26 protein-coding genes are annotated in these 21,677 nt (G+C 37.9%); 2 read left to right on the top strand and 24 right to left on the bottom strand.

What is annotated here, in order from left to right; translation table 11 throughout:
* Positions 1 to 4 precede the first annotated feature (4 nt).
* From bshA to RGB74_RS08785, 5 genes are read right to left on the bottom strand one after another with little or no spacing between them, the layout of a single operon-like run.
* Positions 5 to 1,135 (bottom strand): N-acetyl-alpha-D-glucosaminyl L-malate synthase BshA, encoded by a 1,131-nt coding sequence (bshA, locus tag RGB74_RS08805; protein ID WP_310762608.1) that lies wholly within the window; start codon positions 1,133 to 1,135, stop codon positions 5 to 7.
* Positions 1,136 to 1,145: 10 nt separating this feature from the next.
* On the bottom strand, positions 1,146 to 1,838 hold the full coding sequence (bshB1, locus tag RGB74_RS08800; protein WP_310762607.1) for a bacillithiol biosynthesis deacetylase BshB1: 693 nt from the start codon (positions 1,836 to 1,838) through the stop codon (positions 1,146 to 1,148).
* The gene (mgsA, locus tag RGB74_RS08795; protein ID WP_310762606.1) at positions 1,838 to 2,251 is read right to left on the bottom strand and encodes a methylglyoxal synthase; all 414 of its coding nucleotides are present in this window, start codon (positions 2,249 to 2,251) and stop codon (positions 1,838 to 1,840) included. The genes bshB1 and mgsA overlap by 1 nt, the downstream gene beginning before the upstream one ends.
* Positions 2,252 to 2,262: 11 nt before the next feature.
* Complete coding sequence (dapB, locus tag RGB74_RS08790) at positions 2,263 to 3,066, bottom strand: 4-hydroxy-tetrahydrodipicolinate reductase (RefSeq protein ID WP_310762605.1); 804 nt, start codon at positions 3,064 to 3,066, stop codon at positions 2,263 to 2,265.
* Positions 3,059 to 3,439 (bottom strand): nucleotide pyrophosphohydrolase, encoded by a 381-nt coding sequence (locus RGB74_RS08785; RefSeq protein WP_310762604.1) that lies wholly within the window; start codon positions 3,437 to 3,439, stop codon positions 3,059 to 3,061. The genes dapB and RGB74_RS08785 overlap by 8 nt, the downstream gene beginning before the upstream one ends.
* A 136-nt stretch (positions 3,440 to 3,575) precedes the next feature.
* Here RGB74_RS08785 and RGB74_RS08780 point away from each other — a divergent pair, with 136 nt between their 5' ends.
* A complete protein-coding gene (locus RGB74_RS08780; protein WP_310762603.1) occupies positions 3,576 to 4,448 on the top strand; it encodes a YitT family protein in 873 nt (290 codons plus the stop codon).
* A gap of 279 nt (positions 4,449 to 4,727) precedes the next feature.
* Here RGB74_RS08780 and RGB74_RS08775 read toward each other — a convergent pair whose 3' ends face one another.
* From RGB74_RS08775 to RGB74_RS08695, 17 genes are all read right to left on the bottom strand, one after another.
* The gene (locus RGB74_RS08775) at positions 4,728 to 5,408 is read right to left on the bottom strand and encodes a zinc metallopeptidase (RefSeq protein ID WP_310762602.1); all 681 of its coding nucleotides are present in this window, start codon (positions 5,406 to 5,408) and stop codon (positions 4,728 to 4,730) included.
* 82 nt (positions 5,409 to 5,490) lie between these two features.
* Positions 5,491 to 6,291: a sporulation protein YpjB gene (locus tag RGB74_RS08770; protein WP_310762601.1), complete on the bottom strand. Its 801-nt coding sequence runs from the start codon at positions 6,289 to 6,291 to the stop codon at positions 5,491 to 5,493.
* 63 nt (positions 6,292 to 6,354) lie between these two features.
* Positions 6,355 to 6,933: a lipoprotein heptaprenylglyceryl N-acetyltransferase LhaT gene (locus RGB74_RS08765; protein WP_310762600.1), complete on the bottom strand. Its 579-nt coding sequence runs from the start codon at positions 6,931 to 6,933 to the stop codon at positions 6,355 to 6,357.
* 58 nt (positions 6,934 to 6,991) lie between these two features.
* A complete protein-coding gene (locus tag RGB74_RS08760; protein ID WP_310762599.1) occupies positions 6,992 to 7,753 on the bottom strand; it encodes a menaquinol-cytochrome c reductase cytochrome b/c subunit in 762 nt (253 codons plus the stop codon).
* Between the two features lie 50 nt (positions 7,754 to 7,803).
* The gene (gene qcrB, locus RGB74_RS08755; protein WP_310257820.1) at positions 7,804 to 8,475 is read right to left on the bottom strand and encodes a menaquinol-cytochrome c reductase cytochrome b subunit; all 672 of its coding nucleotides are present in this window, start codon (positions 8,473 to 8,475) and stop codon (positions 7,804 to 7,806) included.
* Between the two features lie 3 nt (positions 8,476 to 8,478).
* On the bottom strand, positions 8,479 to 8,982 hold the full coding sequence (locus RGB74_RS08750; protein WP_310762598.1) for a Rieske (2Fe-2S) protein: 504 nt from the start codon (positions 8,980 to 8,982) through the stop codon (positions 8,479 to 8,481).
* 119 nt (positions 8,983 to 9,101) lie between these two features.
* Entirely contained in the window at positions 9,102 to 9,575 is a 474-nt protein-coding gene (locus RGB74_RS08745; protein WP_310762597.1) for a YpiF family protein, read from the bottom strand.
* Positions 9,576 to 9,783: 208 nt separating this feature from the next.
* Positions 9,784 to 10,335 (bottom strand): ReoY family proteolytic degradation factor, encoded by a 552-nt coding sequence (locus RGB74_RS08740; protein WP_310762596.1) that lies wholly within the window; start codon positions 10,333 to 10,335, stop codon positions 9,784 to 9,786.
* Between the two features lie 90 nt (positions 10,336 to 10,425).
* Complete coding sequence (locus RGB74_RS08735; RefSeq protein ID WP_310762595.1) at positions 10,426 to 11,679, bottom strand: tetratricopeptide repeat protein; 1,254 nt, start codon at positions 11,677 to 11,679, stop codon at positions 10,426 to 10,428.
* A 40-nt stretch (positions 11,680 to 11,719) separates the two neighbouring features.
* Positions 11,720 to 12,592 carry a hypothetical protein gene (locus RGB74_RS08730; RefSeq protein WP_310762594.1) on the bottom strand — a complete coding sequence of 291 codons (873 nt, stop codon included), beginning with the start codon at positions 12,590 to 12,592 and terminating at the stop codon, positions 11,720 to 11,722.
* Positions 12,593 to 12,944: 352 nt separating this feature from the next.
* Complete coding sequence (hisC, locus tag RGB74_RS08725; RefSeq protein WP_310762593.1) at positions 12,945 to 14,051, bottom strand: histidinol-phosphate transaminase; 1,107 nt, start codon at positions 14,049 to 14,051, stop codon at positions 12,945 to 12,947.
* Positions 14,052 to 14,065: 14 nt separating this feature from the next.
* Complete coding sequence (gene trpA, locus RGB74_RS08720) at positions 14,066 to 14,872, bottom strand: tryptophan synthase subunit alpha (RefSeq protein ID WP_310762592.1); 807 nt, start codon at positions 14,870 to 14,872, stop codon at positions 14,066 to 14,068.
* Entirely contained in the window at positions 14,869 to 16,074 is a 1,206-nt protein-coding gene (gene trpB / locus RGB74_RS08715; protein ID WP_310762591.1) for a tryptophan synthase subunit beta, read from the bottom strand. The genes trpA and trpB overlap by 4 nt, the downstream gene beginning before the upstream one ends.
* Positions 16,075 to 16,701, bottom strand: coding sequence for a phosphoribosylanthranilate isomerase (locus tag RGB74_RS08710; RefSeq protein ID WP_310762590.1), 627 nt, complete (start codon positions 16,699 to 16,701; stop codon positions 16,075 to 16,077).
* The gene (gene trpC, locus RGB74_RS08705; protein WP_310762589.1) at positions 16,685 to 17,464 is read right to left on the bottom strand and encodes an indole-3-glycerol phosphate synthase TrpC; all 780 of its coding nucleotides are present in this window, start codon (positions 17,462 to 17,464) and stop codon (positions 16,685 to 16,687) included. Before trpC ends, RGB74_RS08710 begins: the two co-directional genes overlap by 17 nt.
* The gene (gene trpD / locus RGB74_RS08700) at positions 17,454 to 18,482 is read right to left on the bottom strand and encodes an anthranilate phosphoribosyltransferase (RefSeq protein WP_310762588.1); all 1,029 of its coding nucleotides are present in this window, start codon (positions 18,480 to 18,482) and stop codon (positions 17,454 to 17,456) included. Before trpD ends, trpC begins: the two co-directional genes overlap by 11 nt.
* 329 nt (positions 18,483 to 18,811) lie before the next feature.
* A complete protein-coding gene (locus RGB74_RS08695) occupies positions 18,812 to 19,585 on the bottom strand; it encodes a CheR family methyltransferase (protein ID WP_310762587.1) in 774 nt (257 codons plus the stop codon).
* 208 nt (positions 19,586 to 19,793) lie between these two features.
* On the opposite strand from RGB74_RS08695, the gene RGB74_RS08690 reads away from it, so the two are divergent.
* A complete protein-coding gene (locus tag RGB74_RS08690; RefSeq protein WP_310762586.1) occupies positions 19,794 to 19,976 on the top strand; it encodes a hypothetical protein in 183 nt (60 codons plus the stop codon).
* Positions 19,977 to 20,170: 194 nt separating this feature from the next.
* Here RGB74_RS08690 and ndk read toward each other — a convergent pair whose 3' ends face one another.
* Both ndk and RGB74_RS08680 read right to left on the bottom strand, forming a co-directional pair.
* Complete coding sequence (gene ndk, locus RGB74_RS08685; protein WP_310762585.1) at positions 20,171 to 20,614, bottom strand: nucleoside-diphosphate kinase; 444 nt, start codon at positions 20,612 to 20,614, stop codon at positions 20,171 to 20,173.
* A gap of 89 nt (positions 20,615 to 20,703) precedes the next feature.
* The gene (locus RGB74_RS08680) at positions 20,704 to 21,669 is read right to left on the bottom strand and encodes a polyprenyl synthetase family protein (RefSeq protein WP_310762584.1); all 966 of its coding nucleotides are present in this window, start codon (positions 21,667 to 21,669) and stop codon (positions 20,704 to 20,706) included.
* Positions 21,670 to 21,677: the final 8 nt, after the last annotated feature.

The raw sequence follows: 21,677 nt of genomic DNA, 5'->3' as shown, positions 1-21,677 counted from the left end.
AAACTCAACCCTTTACTAAAGAGTTATATATATCTTCATAGGCATTCACTATATTTTCAGAATGAAAGTTTTCTCTTACATGCAGTACCGCTTTTTGTGCAAAGCGTTTATGCTTTTCATCATCATTTAAAAGGTCGATCGCTTTTTCGGCAACCTCTTTCGTATTTCCTACTTCAACTAAATAGCCTGTTTCATTATCCACGATAACTTCAGGAATTCCACCGATGTTTGTTCCAATTACAGGAACACCGCAAGCCATCGCTTCTAATAATACGAGACCAAAGCTTTCTTTTTCAGATAACAAAAGCTTTAGGTCACAGATTGAAAACAGTTCACCCACATTTTCTTGCTTACCTAAGAATAAGACATCATCTTCAATTTTGAGCTTTTTGACCATCTCGCACGCAACCGTTAATTCCGGCCCGTTTCCGATCAAAAGCAATTTTGATTTTATCTCTTTTCTAATATGTGCAAAAGATTGTATAACATCTTGTATTCGTTTAACTGGTCTGAAATTTGAAATGTGAACGATTACTCTTTCATCATCACCGATTCCGTATGTATTTTTCAGTTCATGATTATTTTCACGTCTGTAATAGACGCGTTCATCTACAAAATTATGAACAGGTTTAATGTTGTTCTTTATGTTTAATAACTTTTCAGTATCTGCTTTCAGCTGATGTGATACTGCTGTAACAACATCGGATTTATCAATGCCGAACTTGATCATTTCACTTAGAGAAGGATCATAGCCTAATACTGTAATATCTGTACCATGAAGGGTAGTAACGATTTTTATATTGTCATCAAGCATCTGCTTCGCTAAAACCGCACAAACCGCATGCGGCACAGCGTAGTGCACGTGCAGAATATCAAGTTTTTCTCTTTTGGCTACTTCTGCCATCTTACTAGCTAAAGCAAGATCATACGGTGGATACTTAAATACTGAATAATTGTTCACTTCTACCTCATGGAAGAAAATGTTCGGATAAAACTTTCCTAAACGAAAGGGCACACTAGACGTAATAAAATGGATTTCATGTCCTCTCTCAGCAAGTAATTTCCCAAGTTCTGTCGCAACTACACCAGATCCTCCGACAGTAGGATAACATGTGATGCCTATTTTTAACTTCATATTGTTCTCCTTACAAATGGTTTGTAACATATATCTGTTCTGTAATAAATCCTTCCGCAAAAACTGTACCTGCATCAAAACCATTTAACCGGTCACGTGCTTCGACTCGCTCGATATATCCGTTTGTCAGTGGAGTATCCACGCTGTTCTCTGATTTGATGAATTGTGACGGGTACGCTTTTAAAGCTTCTATTTTTTCAGCATAGGTTTCGCTTACATCCACATAAAGAGAAGGTTTTTCGGTACTGTTAATCATGTAATAAAACATTTTTTTAACTTTGTGCGCCGGTAATTGCTGCAAATCTGTGATCTTTTTAATGCCTGCGGAAAATACAGCTTCTTTCACAAGCTTTGCACAATTCCCATGATCGGGATGCCGATCTACCCAATATGGTGCGAATACATATTCAGGTTTCTCCTTACGGATGCAAGTAACAATGCGCATAATATATTCGTCTATTAAATGAAGTCCCCGATCAGGAAGCCTTAAGTTCATCCTTTTTGATACTCCTAATATCTCTGCTGCCTTTCCTGCTTCTTTCTTTCGAGTCACAACATCTCCATTAGATGACCGTTCAGCTTCTGTCAGATCACATATAATTACATTGCGTCCTCTATTTGTTTCTTTTTTAATTGTTGCACCCATTCCGATTTCTACATCATCCGCATGTGCACCTATCGCCAGCCAATTAGAAAGTTCCATTAATTACCCGGCTCTCTTTCATCGATAATTTTTCGCCAGTCTAAATCTCCCCGGTCTAATGAACGGATAAACAACTCAGCACTTGCGACATTGGTAGCAAGCGGTATTTGATATACATCACATAAACGCATTAATGCCGAAACATCCGGCTCATGAGGCTGTGCTGTCAATGGGTCTCTAAAAAACAATACAAGGTCCAGTTCGTTTTCGGCGATTAGAGCACCAATTTGCTGATCTCCGCCTAGCGGACCTGATTGAAACCTTTTAATCGGTAAATTAGTTGCTTCATTAATTTTAAAACCTGTTGTTCCTGTTGCAAAAAGCGTATGTTCCCTCAGAATAGGAGCATATGCTACCGTAAAATTGATCATGTCGTTCTTTTTCTTATCGTGTGCAATAAGAGCTATTCTCATGTTTTCCCCTCTTATTCCATAATATTTTCAAGGCCGTATACCAGCCCTTCTATTTTCATAACACTTTCAGCCGCAAGCCTAACACCAGGCATAAAAGAAGTTCTATTCATAGAATCATGTCTTATTGTTAACAGCTGCCCTTCACCGCCAAATAAAACTTCTTGATGTGCAACAAGACCTGGCAATCTGACACTATGAATTCTTATTCCCTCTAGTTCTGCCCCTCTTGCACCCTGTAAATCTTCTTTTTCATCCGGGTGGCCCTGTGTTTTTTGCTGACGAACTTCAGTAATTAGCTGAGCGGTTTTTAATGCTGTACCAGATGGTGCATCTAATTTTTGGTCATGATGCTTTTCTATAATCTCAATATCTGGCAAATACTTGGCTGCCATTTGAGAAAATTTCATCATCAATATTGCCCCAATAGCAAAGTTTGGAGCAATGATGGCACCTGTTTTCTTTTCATGAGCAAGTTCCGATAACCTTTCAAGGTCATCGCTGCTAAAACCAGTTGTACCAATTACCGTTCTTAAACCATGATTCAATGCCAGCTCAAGATGTTTTTTTCCGATGTCTGGACGAGTTAAATCAATAAGAACATCCGCTTCAACAGACTGGATACAATTTTCTGCATCATCATATACGGGTGCTTCTATAGTAGAAGGACATCCATCGAGATCTTTTACTTGCATCCCATCATTTTTTGAATCAATAGCAGCTGCAAGTACAAAATGCGGAGTTTGTTCAATCATCTTTAATGCTTCCTGCCCCATTTTACCGCGTGGACCAGCTAAAATTATTTTTATATTATCCATTGTTTTTCTCCTCTTCATCAATACGTGTCCATCTATCTTTATCACGTGTATTGAATTTTTTCATTACTGCAGTAAGTGCTTCATCTATGTCAATATCCAATGAGTTTGCAAGACATATTAATACAAAGAATAGATCGCCAAGTTCTTCTTCTATTGTGTTGGCATCTTCAGTATTCTTCTTTGGTTTTTCACCATGATAGTGGTTAATTTCCCGTGCGAGTTCACCAAGCTCTTCTGTCAGTCTTGCAAGCATGGCTAAGGGACTAAAATAACCCTCTTTAAATTGTGATATGTATTTATCTACGATTTCCTGACTTTCTTTTAGTGTACGATTTGACAAATATCTCACTCCTACCTGATCAGACTGGTACATTTCTTATATATGAAAAAGATACTCTTTCTTTATGTTATCGGTATTTTTTTAGTTTGACAAATTTCATGGAATTTTGATTATAATAGGAAGGCATGAATTTTACACATTTGGCATTTTTACAGAAAAGAGGCATTATATGACTTATCCGATCAAACTCAAAAATATTTTTTTCATTCTTTTGGGATCAGCCATTTTTTCATTCGGCATTGTACATTTTAACATGACAAATAATTTGGCAGAAGGCGGTTTTACAGGGATTACCTTAATCCTCTATTTCTTATTTTCAATTGATCCTTCCTATTCCAACCTAGCTTTGAATATACCTCTGTTCTTCGTAGGATGGAAATTACTTGGAAAGAATTCGTTTGTTTATACGATTATTGGTACTGTTGCTGTATCTATATTCTTATATATTTTTCAGCATTATTCCTCAATTACAATCGATCTAAAAAAAGATATGACACTCGCAGCACTATTTGCAGGTGTTTTCATCGGCGTGGGTCTAGGCATTATCTTTCGATACGGAGGCACTACTGGCGGTGTAGATATAATAGCCCGGCTTGGTCATAAATATTTGGGATGGAGTATGGGAAAAACGATGTTTACATTTGATTTTGTCGTGATTGCTGTATCTCTTATATATCTTGACTATCGGGAAGCGATGTATACATTAGTAGCTGTATTTATCGGTGCAAGAGTAATTGATTTTATGCAAGAAGGTGCATATGCCGGCAAAGCCGTTATGATCGTTTCTGAACGAAATGCTGAGATTGCGGCGAACATCATGAAGGAACTTGACAGAGGAGCTACAATATTAAACGGTAAAGGAAGCTTTACAGGTCAACTTCGAGAAGTTCTTTATTGTGTAATTGCAAAAAATGAAATCGTTCGTTTAAAACAAGTTATTGAAAGAATCGATCCGCATGCATTTGTAACAGTAAACGATGTTCATGAAGTAATCGGCGAGGGTTTTACGCTGGATGCTGATAAAAATCCAATTGGAAGATAGAAAAAAAGACTCATTAATGTGTGCTATCACACTTAATGAGTCTTTGTTTTTGGCTCTTTTCTAAAAGATTGTTGCTACAAAGAGATTATTAAAAGTTCTTCATTGAATAGTTAATTGGAGTGGAAGGGTGAGACTCCTGCGGGACGAGTGGGACAGGTGAGACACTTAAAAGTGAAACGTACGAATGTGGCTCACCGCCCGCCCCGCGGAAAGCGAGCCACTGCAACGGAAATTAACCTCTTTCAAAAGCAACAAAGTTTACGAAAACAGCCTTGTTTTTTAATCGTCATTATTCATCCCCATAAACATAAAGATAAATCGTGCAAGTTCGAGCAGTGCTACAAGTGCTCCCGCAACATACGTTAACGCTGCAGCGTTAAGGACTTTACGAGCACCTCTCTCTTCATTGTTGCGGATTAAGCCAGTCGCTACAATTTGATCCATTGCCCTGCTGCTCGCATTGAACTCAACAGGAAGGGTGATCAGCTGGAATAATACAGCTGCTCCCATAAAGATGATACCGAGTAAAAATAAATTAGCGGCGTGCAGAAGCATACCACCCAATATTAATAAAAATGAAAAATTCGAACCGATGTTAGCTACAGGTACGAGCGCATGTCTAAAACGTAAGAAAGCATACCCTTCAGCATCTTGAATCGCATGTCCTACCTCATGGGCTGCAACTGCCGCTCCTGCAATCGAACTTCCATAATAATTTTCCTCTGATAATCGAACGACTTTTGAACGGGGATCATAATGATCTGAAAGTCTCCCTCTGACAGGTTCGATTTGAACATCATACAATCCATTTTGGTTCAATATTTCTCTAGCAACTTCTGCTCCAGTTCTTCCTGTAGAATTTGCTACTTTTGAATACTTTTTGTAAGTTCCTTTTACTCTACTTTGTGCCCATAAAGGGATGATGAGTAAAAAGGCAAAGTAGATTAAAAATCCACCCATTATTTGCATTCCTCCATGTATAAAGCTTTTGTTTAACAACATTTTACGTTTATTTCGTCTTTGTTGTCAAAGAATAAGCATGTTACCTCTTTTGAGGAACACGCAGCTCTTCTTCCTTATCACCTTTATATTTTCTCCATCCCACATAAAATAATGTAGATGAGATAATACCGCCAATTGAAAAGATCAGCCAGAACAAAGAAGGTTCAGAATCGTCCTTTTTTGCAAAAAAGAGGGCTTCAAAGTCTGCAGCAGCTACCTCCAATTGTTTTTGATGATTCTCGTCTGTAAGTATTGCAGATCGATTATGATCAACAAATGATACATGTTCATCGAGTCGGTCCATTTCTTTAGAACTTAGATCTACGGACAAGGCAGGCCGTACGGTTTCATAACGCTGAAGCAGTAAATTTACAGCTTGGTGAAAATATGAATAATCATTCTTATTTATACCTTTTTCCATGCTTATAAACGGTTCCAATATCATCAAACCGGTTTTCTTCCATAATGGCTCATAATCTGTTTGGAGAGCATCTACCAAAAGCCGGACTTCAGTTAATTTATTCATTTTCTTCTCTTTTGTCCATTCTGGGTTTTGAATAGACATTAATGCCTCAGATAACGTATATTCCACCAATCGCTGCTGATCCGGTCTGAGCGTAATTACTTCCCCGGTCTTTGAGATATCTGCTGCGGCAAATTCAAGCACATCAGCAGCCTCGTCGAAGCGTTCAATCTTTCCGAGTTCCCATATTTCAGCAGTAAGTTCATTTATTTCTGACCATTCTTTTTGTTCATTAGAAGTATGATTGCCAGCAATTGCTGGAATAGCAAGTCCAAACGCTAAACATAAAACAGTAAATGCCCATCCTAACCTTTTCATCCGTAGCCCTCCCGTACCCTTATACTAAAACGTATGAGTACTTGGACAAGGTTAGACCTAAATTCAATTTAATAGATTGCTGCGGCTCTTCATTCTCCACAATAATAGAATCGTTATCACAGACAGCCAGAATGTCAAGTAGCCGATTAAGTGTCCGTAAGGTGCTAACACTGAATAAGTTGGCATCATTCCATAGACATAGTCTATGATTTCATTATGTACTAACCAAAGTGCCGCCATTCCTACATGCCATTCTTTTATCTTATAATACCGCGCATATAAGATACCTTGAAGAGCCATGCCAAAATGCGAAAAGATCAGCATATAGTTTGTAGCATCTAAAGGAGTACCGACTAGTGCACCCCCCAGGTTCATTCCAACAGCCCAGATTCCATATTTAAACAACGAACCCGCTGCCAGAGCTTCAAACAAACCTGATTGCTTTTTCGTCAAAAAACCAATTAAAACAAATACAAAAAATAAACAGGCAGTCGGACTATCCGGAACGAAGGGCAAAAAATACCACGGCGTTTGCTCCAATTGATATCCATACCAGTAATAACCGTAAATCGTCCCTAAAATATTGACGAGAAGAAGAGTGGAAAGAAACCATTTCTCTTTCAATATCGTGAAAAACCACATACAGATTACTCCTTTGCAGTTAGAAAAAGCCGGCCCTAACCGAGCCGGCTCTTGCATATTATTTCTCAAGTTTTGAGATAAACTCCGCTAATTTCTTTAGATCTTCATCAGAACCTTTAAATGCATTAGCTGGCATTGCTGGCGGTTTACCTTCTTTAGCGATCTTCATAATCTCCTCAGGCTTTAAACCTGTACCGATTAACGAAGGACCGGCTCCACCGCCAAGTGTATTACCGTGACAGCCTACACAGCTTTGTTTTTGATAAATTTGATAACCAGGATCATTTTCATCAAAAGTCACATGAACGATTTTACCTTGAGTTTTTGCTTTTTCCCAATCATGGGTCACGACGGATTCCCATGTTAAATATGTAATGGAAATCAGACCTAATAGCATCAATCCAGTTGCAATCGGACGTCTGGATGGACGTCTTTCTACACCAGAATCAAGGAACGGCGCTAACATTAAAGCACCAAATGCTAAACCAGGTATAATTACAGTACCGATAAGAACATAATCCCCTGCCGCATACTTGTACTTCAAGAGCTGGTATAAAAATAGGAAGTACCAGTCTGGAAGAGGAATATATCCGGCATCGGTAGGGTCAGCTTTTTTCTCCAAAGGAGATTCATGAACGATGGTTAAAATTAAGTAACCGATTAAGAATACGGCACCAACCATCCATTCTTTTAAAAGAAAGTTCGGCCAGAACGCTTCCGTTTTTCCAGGATACTCCGAATAATCTTTTGGAATATTCGGCTTACGTTCTACTGGAACACGAGAGTCTCCGACAAACTTCATCCCTTTACCGCGATGCATATATTTCCCTCCTTTGCTCTTATGAAACTTTTAAAATTCGTGCTGGTTTTTTACAATGGTCCGGAAATACCTTGTTTACGAATCATTAAGAAGTGAGCTCCCATTAACCCTAACAATGCTGCTGGAAGGAAGAATACGTGAATCGCAAAGAACCGCGTAAGCGTCTGTGCCCCAATAATCTCTCCACCGGCAAGGAATGTTTTTGCAATAGGGCCAACAACAGGAATCGTTTCTGCAATCTGGATTCCTACTTTTGTCGCAAATAGCGCTTTCATATCCCAAGGTAAAAGATAACCTGTGAAACCTAAACCTAACATAACAAAGAAAATAAGTACTCCAACAATCCAGTTTAACTCTCTTGGCTTTTTATAAGCTCCCTGGAAAAATACGCGCAATGTATGTAAGAACATCATTACAATTACTAGGCTCGCGCCCCAGTGGTGCATACCACGTACGATCACACCAAATGCCACTTGATTTTGCAGATAATACACAGATTCCCATGCATTCACAATATCAGGTACATAATACATGGTTAAAAACATTCCTGATAAAATTTGGATGACCGTAATAAAGAAGGTTAATCCGCCAAAACAGTAAACAAACGCAGAAAAGTGATGCGCAGGGTTAACGTGTTCTGGTACTTCGTGATCTGCAACGTCTCTCCAAAGCGGCGTAATATCCAAGCGCTCATCTACCCAGTCATAAACCTTTTGTAGCATTCATTACGCCCCCTTTCTTGGTTTTGCCTTTCCTAAATAAAGCTTTCCATCTTTCACCTTGCTCTCAAATACATCAAGTGGTGCAAGTGGTGGGGTACCCTTTACGTTCGTACCATCCTTCGTATAACGGCCAAAATGGCAAGGACAGTAGAATTGTCCAGGGTGCGACGGATCTGTATTCCAGTCTACTGTACAACCTAAGTGTTTACATACCGGAGATAGTGCGATAACATCACCATTCTTCGCTTTATAAACCCAGGCAGACAGTGTTACATCAGACTCGTACCAGCCGTCTTTTTGTTTGACTTTGTAGTCAAAACGCTTCGGTTCGTTTGTTAGCTTATCCACTTCAGTAACCGCTACCATTTTTTGATCTCCGCTCGGTTCTAAAATCGGATCCAGAGCAAAACGGACCATTGGCATCAGCATACCGGCAGCCATAAATCCACCTACGCCAGTTAACGTGTAGTTTAAGAACTGACGTCTTGAAATATCTTCCTTTGACATTGTTTTCCCCCCCTTATGCTGTAAATGACGGTCCAACCGGACTTTACACACATATTACTAGGACATAAACATGATAGCCTAAGTTGTCTTTTACTGTCAATATGAACATGGAGTGAAAATCAAGAATTAACATCCCTCTGCCACTCGTTAAAGATAAGCTGAAAAAGCGGTTTCACTTGTTCTTTTATGACTTCGAGCTTATATTTTTCATCCATATTTTCTAAAGGCAATGCAGGTATCCAAAAAAGTTGTCCATTCATAGTATGCTCAAATTCCTTCCAGCTCACATCGCTCGTCATTAAAAAGATATGTTTAAAATGCCCGGAATCAGCTATATGTTTCAGCAAATTATTTAAATTTTCTAATGGTGAGGTGTCACTCATTTCTTTCACATATGTAAATTTCGGTCCTAAAAATAATCTTCCTTGCAGCTGCCTTTCAATTTCTTCACAGAGCAGATCTGTATATTCACCCATGGAGACACTGCTTTTAAAGTCTTGTTTGAAATCGACAGGTGTTAACGGGATTAATAGACTATCAACATATTCGCCAGATTTTAAAAACAAATCAGCATCCTTCGTTTTCCATTTCATGTAAACTATCTCCTTCACAAATAATTCCTGCTCTTTATCGTATCACATTTTACTCATGAAAATAGGCTGGAGTTTATATGTACACATTATTCTTTTTAGAGTTCTTTGTATGGGAATTTTTATCTGGTTCTTAATGTATATATATTTAAAAAAACAAAGCTGACTTAAAGTGCTGTATAAACACTTTAAGTCAGCTTGATAGGTTTATTTATGAAGGCTGTTTTTCTAAATCCTTTAACTCTGCGGTCCATTTTGTAAAACTTTCATAGTCTTTTTGATCTAGTGCTTCATCGATCTTAGCCATAAGATCATTTCTGCGATAAGTTTCTATCGATTTCTCCAATACCATTTCAGCCCAGATGCCATATTTTTTATCCATAGACATATTTTGCGGCAGGTGGGGATTCTCTTCTAATACAGAAGCGTATTCTGGGGTGAGCCGTGAAGCATTAAAATTCAGTTCCAAATAAATTTCTTCTTCTTGATTCAGTCGGATGTCATGAAATGATTTTTCGGCATCCGTAGTTAACACATTTTGTTTGTAAAAACGAAACGGAACTCCATCTGTACATTGAGTTGACATTATGATTGCCTTAGGACAATATTCGGCTTTTTCAACAAAATGAACTTTTTCCATCAACTGATCGTCACTAACTAAATAATTTAGCAACCATACACATTCGCGTTTCTTTAACTGATAATGATTAAGGAACCATTTTATAAAATCCTTTTTCTCTAGGACCGAAACGGTGCTGCTCATTGCAATCCCCCCATCATTTAAAACACGTCATTTTTATAAATATTTATATTCTCTTACTTACGTTAAAATCCTTCTTACCTTCAGAAAGTTTTAAAAATCTTCCAGTCTGGCTAAAACGTCTGAAATATCTTCCCTTTCCGGGTTTTTCTTCAGAAGTTTACCAAACATTTCTTTTGCCTCATTCTGATTCCCTTCTTCAATAAGAAAATAGGCATGTTCTTCTAAAAATAAGTCATCGTCTTGGAAAAATTCAGCGGCTCTTTTATACCAGTCCAAAGCTTCCTCAAAATGTTCCATTTCTTTACTTGCCGTTGCAAGATGCCAGTACATGAGAGGAATTTCTTCCTTCATCTCAGTAAGAGGTTTGTATAAGCTTATTAAATCTTCAAATCTTTCTTCGCGTAAATATTGATCGCCTAAACGGAGCAGCGGTTCAATACGTGCTGGATTTAGCTGAAGTGCTGTTTTTACCCATTCTTCACCTTGCTCTGGATTATGCATCTTATAGGCGAGCCTGGCAGCCTGAATGTAGATATTCTCGTTATGCTCGTCTCTCTTTAAGCCTTCTTGTATGACTTCAAAAGCTTCGGGTATAGCGCCTTCTTCTTCATATGACTCTGAAAGAATACTATAGAGAGTCGTGTAGTCAGGATCCATATCCTTTAATTCTTCTAGAGCTGCGATTGCTTCTTTAAACTCGCCTGCTTTATAAGCCGTTATGCCATGACCGAATAAACTGTATAAGTCTTTGTTATGTGCGAGGGCTTTTCTGTACATTGGAAGAGCTTCTTCAAACTTTCCTGCCCTGCTCAATGCCTCAGCTAGTTTAAGAGTAAGATCATCTATTTCATCTGTCCCTTTTTCAGCTTGATGAAGCAAAGGCAAGCTCGAATCAAATTTACCTTGTCTCAAGTAAAAATCCCCTAATGCATAAGCGAGAACTGGATGATTTTTATCTTTTTCATACGCTACAGTCAGTTTCCGTTCTGCTACTTCTGAAAGTCCAAGGCTTTCATATAGGTCAGCTTGTAAAATTAATGCTCGTAAATACTCATCATCAATTTCTTGAACCTGCTCTAGATAAGAAATTGCTTTTTCATCCATTCCTTCATCTAAACAGCATTCAGCTATGGACACCAGCAATTCACCATCACCAGGATACGATTCAAGCAAAGTATTAAAAATAGTCATTGCTTTTGAAGTGTGTCCCCAATTTAAATAAAGTTCAGCAATTTCAAATTGCTCGTCATCTGTTGCTTCATTCGTTAATTCTTCTAATAAAGAAATTCCCTTTTCAACTTCTCCGTGCTCAACAAGTCTTATTGCATCCTGGATTGTTTTCAAAACCTAAAACTCCTTTTTCCCCTGTTTTTACTTGCTTTTATTATACACGAGAAAAAGAGGATTCTCCAAAACGACGAGGTTGAATGATTGAAATTTCTTTTCCGTATCCTTGCTTGTTCTCAGCGAGATTTTGTGAATAAACAATCGTCCCTCTGACAACGACAGTTTGTGGCAGATCATCCTGTCCAGTATTTGAAACTAAACAATAGTCCACATCACTTCCAGTAAACAATCCGCCTTTTAAAGGATATATTCCTAGCAATTTCAGAAAAGGCAGAGGTATTGGCTCATCTTCTTGAAGTGATTTGTAGAAAGTCGGAATCATTTTACGGCTAGCAAGTTCATTCCATTTTGTTTGCCATGTTTTTTTCTTTTTCTCTTCTAGCGTATCTGGGAATTTTGGAATAATAACAGATTGATAAGGAAAATTGGCTTCAGCAATTCTTTCCCACACGACGGATGCTAATTGTTTGAAATCCTCAACGATTAATTCTATAAAAGGAACTCTTTGTTTTTTGCAATATCGTAAAATCTCAGGAGTCAATTTTTCGGGTGAGAGGGATAAACCAATACAATAGTCGATCGGACTTGATATGAGCATATGTCTTGCCCGCTTTAATTGATGATCTGCTTCATAAAGAAAATTAATTTCTGCTGAAGCTAATAAGGTAGTTGTACCATTTTTCATTTTTTGGGATATGCGTTGTTTAACAATATCAAGTTTCATCGTATTTATGGACATTAATGAAGTAATTTGGCCAGGAATCATTTTAAATCCGTGCATAGACATTTTTATCACATTCATCCTTAGAGGACCTTGAGAAACATATGATATTTTTTGAGAGTCTACTAGATAGGATAGAACAGTACTCGTTCCGAGTGAATCGATCGGCCGCTCTATTATATATTTCATAGCTCGCCTCCTTTTACTCTTTAAGACAAGCTATGATTTGATTTAACAATTTATGTGAAAAAGTAAAATTGGACAAAAAAAAGACCTGACATGTAAGCGTTGTCAGGAAAGAATAATATGGATAGGAGTGGAGAGAAACCATATTAACTACATTATAAAGAGAGCACGTATAAAATGCAATACTTTTTTGAAAATTAAGAAAATAATCAATCGACGTTTCGTGTAAACCTACTTAGTCTTACTTTTTATATACTTCGGGAAGGTTACGTTATAAGACATTACCAAGATCTCTCAAAATGAAAAAAGACCCAAAAGGAGCAAAAAAGTCAATCCATTTGGGTCTTTCGTTATTTTATTCGTTTACATTTTGAACAAGTGCAGCTAAATAAGACTCGAGATGAGCAATAATCTCTTTGTTCTGTTCTTCTTCTCCAATTGTGACACGAATCATTGTCGGGAAACCAAGAGCGTTTCCTGAACGAACGATATAGCCTTTCTTTAAAAGATAATTAAAGGCTAGGTCAGCATCAGATTGAATATCCAATAATATAAAATTAGCTTCTGAAGGATAGTATAAGAGACCTTTTTTATCACAAAACTCATAAAAAAGCTCAAGTCCTTCTCTGTTCTTTTGTTTGCAATCTTCGATAAAGCCGTGATCATCCAGTGCACCGATTGCAGCAGCTTGTGCAATTCGGGAAGTATTGAAAGGTTCACGTGCAGGTTCGATCGACTGGATGATTGTGCTGGACCCTATACCATAACCAATACGAAGGGCAGCAAGTCCATGTGCTTTTGAAAACGTTCTTAGGATCATGAGATTAGGAAAGTGATTTAAATAGGAAATCGTATTCGGATAATCAGATGCAATAACATATTCAAAATAAGCTTCATCACTGACAACAACAACTTCAGACGGAACTTGTTTCATAAATTGAACAAAATCAGCTTCAGGTATATAGTTCCCTGTAGGATTGTTAGGGTTGCACAGCCAAACGATTCTTGTGTTTTCGTCAATAGCCTTTAGCATAGCATCTAAATCATGATTGCCATTTATAAGCTGTATCTCTCTTACTTCTGACCCCTCAATCACGGCATTGTGACGATATTGTGGGAATGTAGGAGTTGCCATAACTGTATTTGTCTCAGGTGAAAGGTATGCTCTGCATAAAATTTGAACCACTTCATCAGAACCATTGCCAAATATAAGCTGATCATTACTTACACCTAAAAAACGCGCTAACTTTTCTCTTATTTCCGCAGAATATCCATCTGGATAGACATTGAGATTCGACAGCTCTTCGACAATCTTGTCTTTAGCAAGCTGTGAACAGCCATATGGATTTTCATTAGATGCAAGTTTGACAATTTTTTTTAATCCCAACTCGCGTTTAACTTCTTCCACCGGCTTCCCTGGTTTGTATGGACTTAAATGTAATAATTGCTGTTTCGGCTGCATGTTCCCTCTCCTTTTTAACGACTATACATAGGTATCAAAGACTGTAAAAATTCCTTAAACTCATAGATCGCGTTCTGTCTGTCATGTAACAGCTGTTCCTCTAAGGATTCGATCTTCTTTACGATGGCACTGCCTATAATATAGCCATCACTGTTTTCTTCAAACTTCTCAATCTGTTCTCTGGATGACAACCCGAACCCAACTAAGACTGGAACATTCGATTTAGATCTTGCTTCTTGTAAGAAATCATTCAATCCATTTCTAAACTCGCTTCGAATACCAGTAACACCTAATGAAGAGATGCAATACAGAAATCCTTCAGCTTCTGATGCAAGCTTATGAAGTTTAGCCAGCTGTGTAGTAGGAGCTGTTAGTGAAATAAGTGCAAGTTCATGCTCTTTGCACATTTCATTTAAATAGCCGCTTTCTTCATATGGCAGGTCAGGAACGAGTAATCCATCTGCACCGTTTTCTTCAGCGAGTTCCATGAAGCGATTTTCTCCTAATTGTAACAAAAGATTGTAATAAGTAAAGATGATAACAGGTATCTTTAATCCTCGTTCCCGAAGTTTCGAAACGAGTTTTAACGTTTTTTCAAGCGTCACATTCTGCTTTAAACCGCGCATACCTGCACGCTGTATAACAGGTCCGTCAGCAAGAGGGTCTGAATAAGGAACACCGAGCTCTAAAGCAGCCGCGCCGCATTCTTCTAGTGCCAGAGAGAGTTCGATCGTTGCTTCTTCACATGGATCTCCTGCCATAATATAAGGAACGAAACGAAAGTCAGATGTGTTTTGAAAAGTCTCCCATCTCTTATTCATTCAGGATCTCCCCCTTCCATTTTTTCCATAAGCGTATGAACATCTTTATCTCCTCTTCCAGAGAGACAAACGATAATTGATTCATTTTTGCTCATCGTTTTGGCAAGTTTTAGGCTATAAGCAACTGCATGAGCACTCTCAAGTGCACACAGAATACCTTCAGTCAAACATAATTGTTCTAGTGCATCGAGCGATTCTTGATCGGTTACTGCTTCATACTTCACTCGTTTTGTTTCATGAAGATAAGCATGCTCTGGACCAATGCCTGGATAATCCAGACCAGCTGAAATCGAATAAGGTTCTGTAATCTGGCCTTCGCTTGTTTGCAAAAGCTTTGTAAGTGATCCATGGATTACTCCGTTGCGTCCTTTTGAAAGTGTTGCAGCGTGCTTATCCGTTTCAACTCCAAGACCTGCAGCTTCTACTCCGTATAACTGGACATTTTTATCGATAAATGGAGCGAACATTCCAATCGCATTACTTCCCCCTCCAACGCATGCTACAACTGCTTCAGGTAATTTACCATCTCGTAGATGCGTAAACTGTTCCAGCGTTTCGTTACCAATCACTTGCTGGAATTGTTTAACCATCTTCGGATAGGGATGAGGACCAACAGCAGATCCGATCAGGTAAAAAGTATCCTCAACAGCCGCTACCCATTCTCTAATTGCTTCATTTGTCGCATCTTTAAGCGTTTGACTCCCGCTTGTCACTTCTACCACTTCAGCTCCTAAAAGCTTCATACGGAACACATTCAACGCCTGTCTTCTTATATCCTCTTTCCCCATATACACTTTGCATGTCAAACCATACTTTGCCGCAACCGTCGCTGCAGCGACACCATGCTGGCCAGCCCCAGTTTCAGCTATGATTTTTTTCTTCCCCATACGTACTGCTAAAAGGGCTTGTCCGATCGCATTATTTATCTTATGCGCACCTGTATGATTAAGATCTTCTCTTTTAAGGTAGATATTTGCACCATTGTTTGATTCACTTAATCTCGTTGCTGGTGTTAAAGGTGTCGGTCTGCCCGAATAAATTGCAAGCTCCTTCTGAAATAGTTTATTGAATCCATCATCTACTATCGCTTCATCAAAAGCCTTCTCGAGTTCTTCCAATGCAAACATAATTGTTTCGGGTACATATTTTCCGCCAAAATCACCGTATCTTCCTCGAAGATTTGGAACAGTTGTAGTTAACATTCAAATCATCCCTTCCAATTCAGTTATTCGTTGTTCGCATTTTCTACCATCTTTCTCGATTCCGCCGCTCAAATCAATTCCATGTGGCTTGTATTGGAGGAGAGCTGAAATATTCGACGGCGTGATGCCTCCTGCTATAAACACCGGAAGATTAAGTTTTTCAGCTTCATTTATAATCGCAGGCACTTTACTCCAGGAAAATGGAATACCAGTCCCGCCGAACTGTCCCTCAGACATACTATCGATGATAATAGCATCCGAACTTGAGGAATAATATTTGATCTGCTCAAACACTTGCTCATTAAAAGGAATAGCCTTATATATATCTGTACTTAATTTATTTTTAAGCTGCAAGAGTGTTTCGGGTTGTTCTTGTCCATGACATTGAATAATATCTAAAGGTATTTCATTTGCTGCGTTCACTATTGTTTCTACCGAAGCGTTTTGAAACACTCCCGCTAATTTCTTTTGTTTTCCATAAAGTTCAATCCAGCGCGAAACATCGTTGGTCGATACTCTTCGTTTACTGTCTGCAAATACAAAACCAATAATATGTGCCTTTGAAGAAGATAATAGTTTGTAGTCTTCTTCTGATTGACAACCACAATATTTAATTTGAAATGTCATTATATAACTCTCTTATTTTTTTCCCAATATGATCTGCACGCATTAACGTTTCCCCAATGAGCATTCCGTCTATACCTTCTTCCGATAACCGCCCAACATCTCCACTAGTTTTGATTCCGCTCTCGCTTATGACAATCGTTTCGTCTTTAATATAAGAAAGCAATGAGAAAGTATGGTCAATACTCGTTGTGAATGTATTAAGATCACGATTGTTGATGCCAATCATCGCAGGATTGCAAACCTCATATACCTTTTTTATTTCTTCCTTTGAATGAACTTCTACTAAACACTCTAATCCACAATCAACTGCAAATTCATGTAAAGCTTTTAATCTTTCATTAGGTAAGCAAGCTGCTATCAATAATATTGCATCTGCCCCATACTCAACACTTTCGATAATTTGCCGTTCATCCAATATGAAGTCTTTCCGCAGCAAAGGAATTGAAACATGACTGCGAATTTCTTTTAAATAATCCAAGCTGCCTTGAAAAAACTCTGTATCCGTTAATACTGATAAACAAGCTGCACCGCTTTTTTCGTATTCAACAGCAATTTTTACAGGATCAAATTCTTCTTTAATAATTCCCTTTGATGGTGAAGCCTTTTTTACCTCTGCAATTAATCCAGGTTTATGATTGGATTGCTTCAGTGAAGCAGAAAATGGACGATGATCTTTTGTTTTGTAGTGTAAATCCATCGTATTTGGAATATTTGGAAGTATAGCGATTTCTTTTTGTTTTTGTTTCATGATTTTAGTTAACAAGGGCTTTAGCCTCCTCCTTAGTAATCTGCAGCAGATGATTATAAGCCGTTTTAGAACGAAGGCAGTCCTCAATAATTCCGACACCATCTTTTATTGATGGAACACGATTAGATGCATATAATGCAGCAGCTGCATTTAAGATAACGATATTTTTAGCCGAATCACTGCTCTGTCCTTTAAAGATGTCAGTAATGATATGAGCACTTTCCTTTTTATCCTTAACAGTAATATCTTGTAAGTTTCCTCTTTCTAATCCAGCTTCTTCTGGTGAGTAGGTAAAGGATGAAATTGTACCATTATCGACGAGTATCATCTTCGTTTCGTTTGTGATCGAACACTCGTCTAAACCGTCTTTACCGGTTACTAGAAGCGCCCTTTTTATTCCCAGCATCGTGATAGCTTTTGCCATGCGTTCCGCTAGGCTTTCATCACTAACACCGATCAGTTGATAAGACGGGCTCATAGGATTGCATAATGGACCAACAATATTAAAGATGGTTCTGAAAGATAGCTGCTGTCTGATCGGAGCCACTTTTTTCAATGCTGGATGAAAATTAGGTGCGTGCAAGAAAGTGATGTCGTGCTTTATCAATTGTGTCTCAGCTTCATAACCATTTACAGCTGTATTAATTCCTAAAGCACTTAATACATCTGAGCTTCCACTGCTTGATGTCACGGCTTTATTGCCATGCTTGGCAACTTTAACACCAAGCGAAGATAAAATGAAACTCACAGCGGTTGATATATTAAAAGTCGAAGCTCCATCTCCGCCAGTACCGCAAGTGTCTAGCATTTCGTCGCTAAACTTGTTTGGAACTTGCTTAGAATACTTCCGGATCACTTTAACAAAACCGACGATTTCCTCTGGTGTTTCTCCACGAAAGTTCATAATACTTAGTAATGAACTTGCTTGAACATCTGAAACTGAACCAGTGATCAGTCCCTCCATTACTACGGAAGCTTCATTTTCAGTTAATGTTTCATGATTGATTGCTTTTTTCATTATTTTTCGGATCATATGAACACCCCTTAACGTTTAAATTTACGAATGACGCAATTAGACGTTCAAGGAGGTCTTTTTGAGAAGATTTTCAAAATCAAATACACCTCCGTAAATTACGGAGATTTGAGGGGTAAATAAGAGGATCGAATGCTAGGAATACAAAAAAACCATGCGGAAATAACCGCATGGCATATGTACAATCCCATTCTCGGCTCTGCTCCACTCAAACTCTCTCAACTTGTCTCAACTAGGCTCTAAAACTCAAACTATAAAAACTTATCAGTTAGAATAAACTATACAGCTTATTCTGTCAACTAAACAGATGGTTAACCTTTATTCAGCATTCATTTTTTCCTATAAAAGAAAGGTTCTTCTGATTCCAATCCATATAAACCAGGATTGAAAATTTGTTCTGTGCTTCCTACAAATAGTATTCCGCCAGGACGGAGCGCATTGCTGAATTTCTTATAAAGAACACATTTTGCTTCTTCCGTAAAATAAATCATGACATTCCGGCAAAGGATGAGATCAAAACCAGATATAAAAGGATCTGAAAGAAGGTTTTGTTTTTTGAAAACTACTTTCTTTTTAATTGACTCATCAATCCTATATCCCATTTCTTGCTTTGTAAAATAATTTCTTTTTTTGTCTATTGGAACATCTTGAATAGATCTTTCAAAATAGTATCCTTTTTTAGCACGTTCTAAAACAATTTCGTCAAGATCTGTAGCAAGGACTGAAAATTGAGAAAGACCTTTATAATCAGATAGTAACATGGATAACGAATAAGGTTCTTCCCCAGTTGAACAAGCTGCACTCCATACCTTTAATGACGTTTTATCATGAATTAAAATAGGCAGAATTTTTTTCTCTAACACTTCCCAGCGAGATGGGTTTCTGTAAAACTCTGAAACGTTAATAGTCATCCTGTCTAAAAACTCTTCTAGCATGTCTCTGTCTTTTGAAAGTGAAAAAAAATAATCTGAAAAAGACTGAAAAGAACGTTTTTCTCTTAAAGCAAGCAATCTGCGTTTCATCTGAGCTTCTTTATAGAGTGATAAATCAATTCCTGTTTTATCATATATGTTTTTCTTAAATCCTTCGTAATCAATGTCCAAGCTGCTTCTCTCCCTATAGCCACTTTCTTCCACTAACTTATTTCTATTGTATAAAGAAACGCAACGTTACTCCAGCTTTTTTCTGAACAAAATAAAAAACTAGCAAAAATGCTGTTTTTTTAAGATCATACATCATTTTCAACTGGCCATCTACTTCGAACATGTGAAACATGACCATAAAGACGGAAGAATATCGGATTGGTGTCGAATGTTGTGGGCTCGTGGTTATTCAGAAATTGACGGGGATATATTCGGGATTACCGTGGATAAATGGTTTGTAGAGCCTTACAAAGGCAAAAAAGTTCTTTTATTAAATTTTGAAATTGTAACGGAGCATCATCTTCCATTTTGGTCTGTTTTTTCACCTTTTTTGACTGGAATCTTGCTTTAAAATCCGAAATTATTATGATAAATCTTGAATGACTAGTTAGCAACGCTTTTGTATTTGTTATTACTCATATCGTTATCCAAATAATGATACGAATATTTTAAAGAACAACTTTCCATAGATCTAGTTTTTATAATTTCCTAAAAAAATAAAACCGGCAGGACGCCGGTTTAAAAACGCTTTCATTTATAAATAAATTAAATCCAAATAGAAACAGCTTTCTCATAAGAAACTAACTCTTCTTCTTTGAAGAATAAACCGATTTCGCGCTCCGCACTCTCAGCTGAATCTGAGCCGTGGATGATGTTATTGCTTACTTGAACGGCATAATCACCGCGGATTGAACCTGGAGCTGCTTCAGCTGGGTTTGTTTTGCCCATCATGTTACGAGCAGTTAAAATAACGTCTTTACCTTCCCATACCATTGCAAATACAGGACCAGATGTAATAAAGTTCACTAACTCTCCGAAGAAAGGACGCTCTTTATGTTCTCCATAATGTTCTTTAGCTAAGTCTTCTGAAATGTTCATTAGTTTAGCACCAACTAATTGAAAACCTTTCTTTTCAAAACGAGATACGATTTCTCCGATTAACGCACGTTGAACGCCATCAGGCTTGACCATCAAAAACGTTTTTTCCATGTATTCCCTCTCCTATCGTCTATGTATAGTTTATGTGGGACAAGTTCCCCAGAGAAATCGTACCAAAAATTTAAATAATTAGCAATGGCTCAAAATTTCCTGCCAGCGATAAAATCAGCTACCTTTATTAAGCTTTCACGTGCTGATGTTTCAGGCAGTGCACTTGCTGCTGACTTTGCTCTGTTTAAATAAGTAGCAGAAATTGATGATGCGTATTCAATGCCGCCATTACGTTTGATCAGCTTTAGAATATCGTTTAATAACAAGTTATCACCATTCTCGTAATAGAGATTCAGTTTCTCTTTAAACTCTGGAAACCGTTGAATCGTATATAAAGCTGGAAGGGTAATATTGCCTTGTTTCAAATCACTTCCAGCAGGTTTTCCGAGTTGTTTCTCAGATGCTGTGAAGTCCAGAATATCGTCAGTAATTTGAAATGCCATTCCAACGCTGTAACCAAATTCATACAATAATTTTTGAATTGGAATATCTGCTCTGGATGTGATAGCTCCTAGCTGACAGCTTAAGGCAATCAGCAAGGCTGTTTTTCGTTTGATTCTCTTGAAATATTTTCTTACATTTTGATCTGTATCATATTGTTCTTTAATTTGTTCAATTTCACCAAGACACATTTCTTTCATGCCTTGTGCCAATATTTGATGAGCTCTTGGAATTTCGATGTCAGTCATCAGTTTTAATGCCGAAGCAAAAATGTAGTCGCCCGTATACATAGCTACTTTACTATCATATTTAGCTTTAACTGTTTCTCGTCCTCTTCTCATATCAGCATCGTCTACAACATCGTCATGCACTAAAGACGCCATATGAATTAATTCCAGTGCAGCTGCGGTTTTCTTAATCTGATGAATATCATAAGTTCCAAATTGGGCTGAAAGCAGAACAAATACAGGGCGGATTCTTTTCCCCCCTGCTTTTAACAATTCCATGCCCGCAGTATTGATCAATGTTTGATCGGAACTTACTGATTGTACGAGCTGATCCTCAATTTGCTGTAAGTCTCTTTTTAAAAAGGAGTATAAGTCTTTTAACTTCACTTTTAGTT

This window comes from Bacillus sp. NEB1478 (genome assembly GCF_031582965.1).
Taxonomy (GTDB): domain Bacteria; phylum Bacillota; class Bacilli; order Bacillales; family Fictibacillaceae; genus Fictibacillus.
The sequence above is the reverse complement of the archived record's forward strand: the minus strand, read 5'-3'. Positions and strand labels throughout refer to the sequence as shown.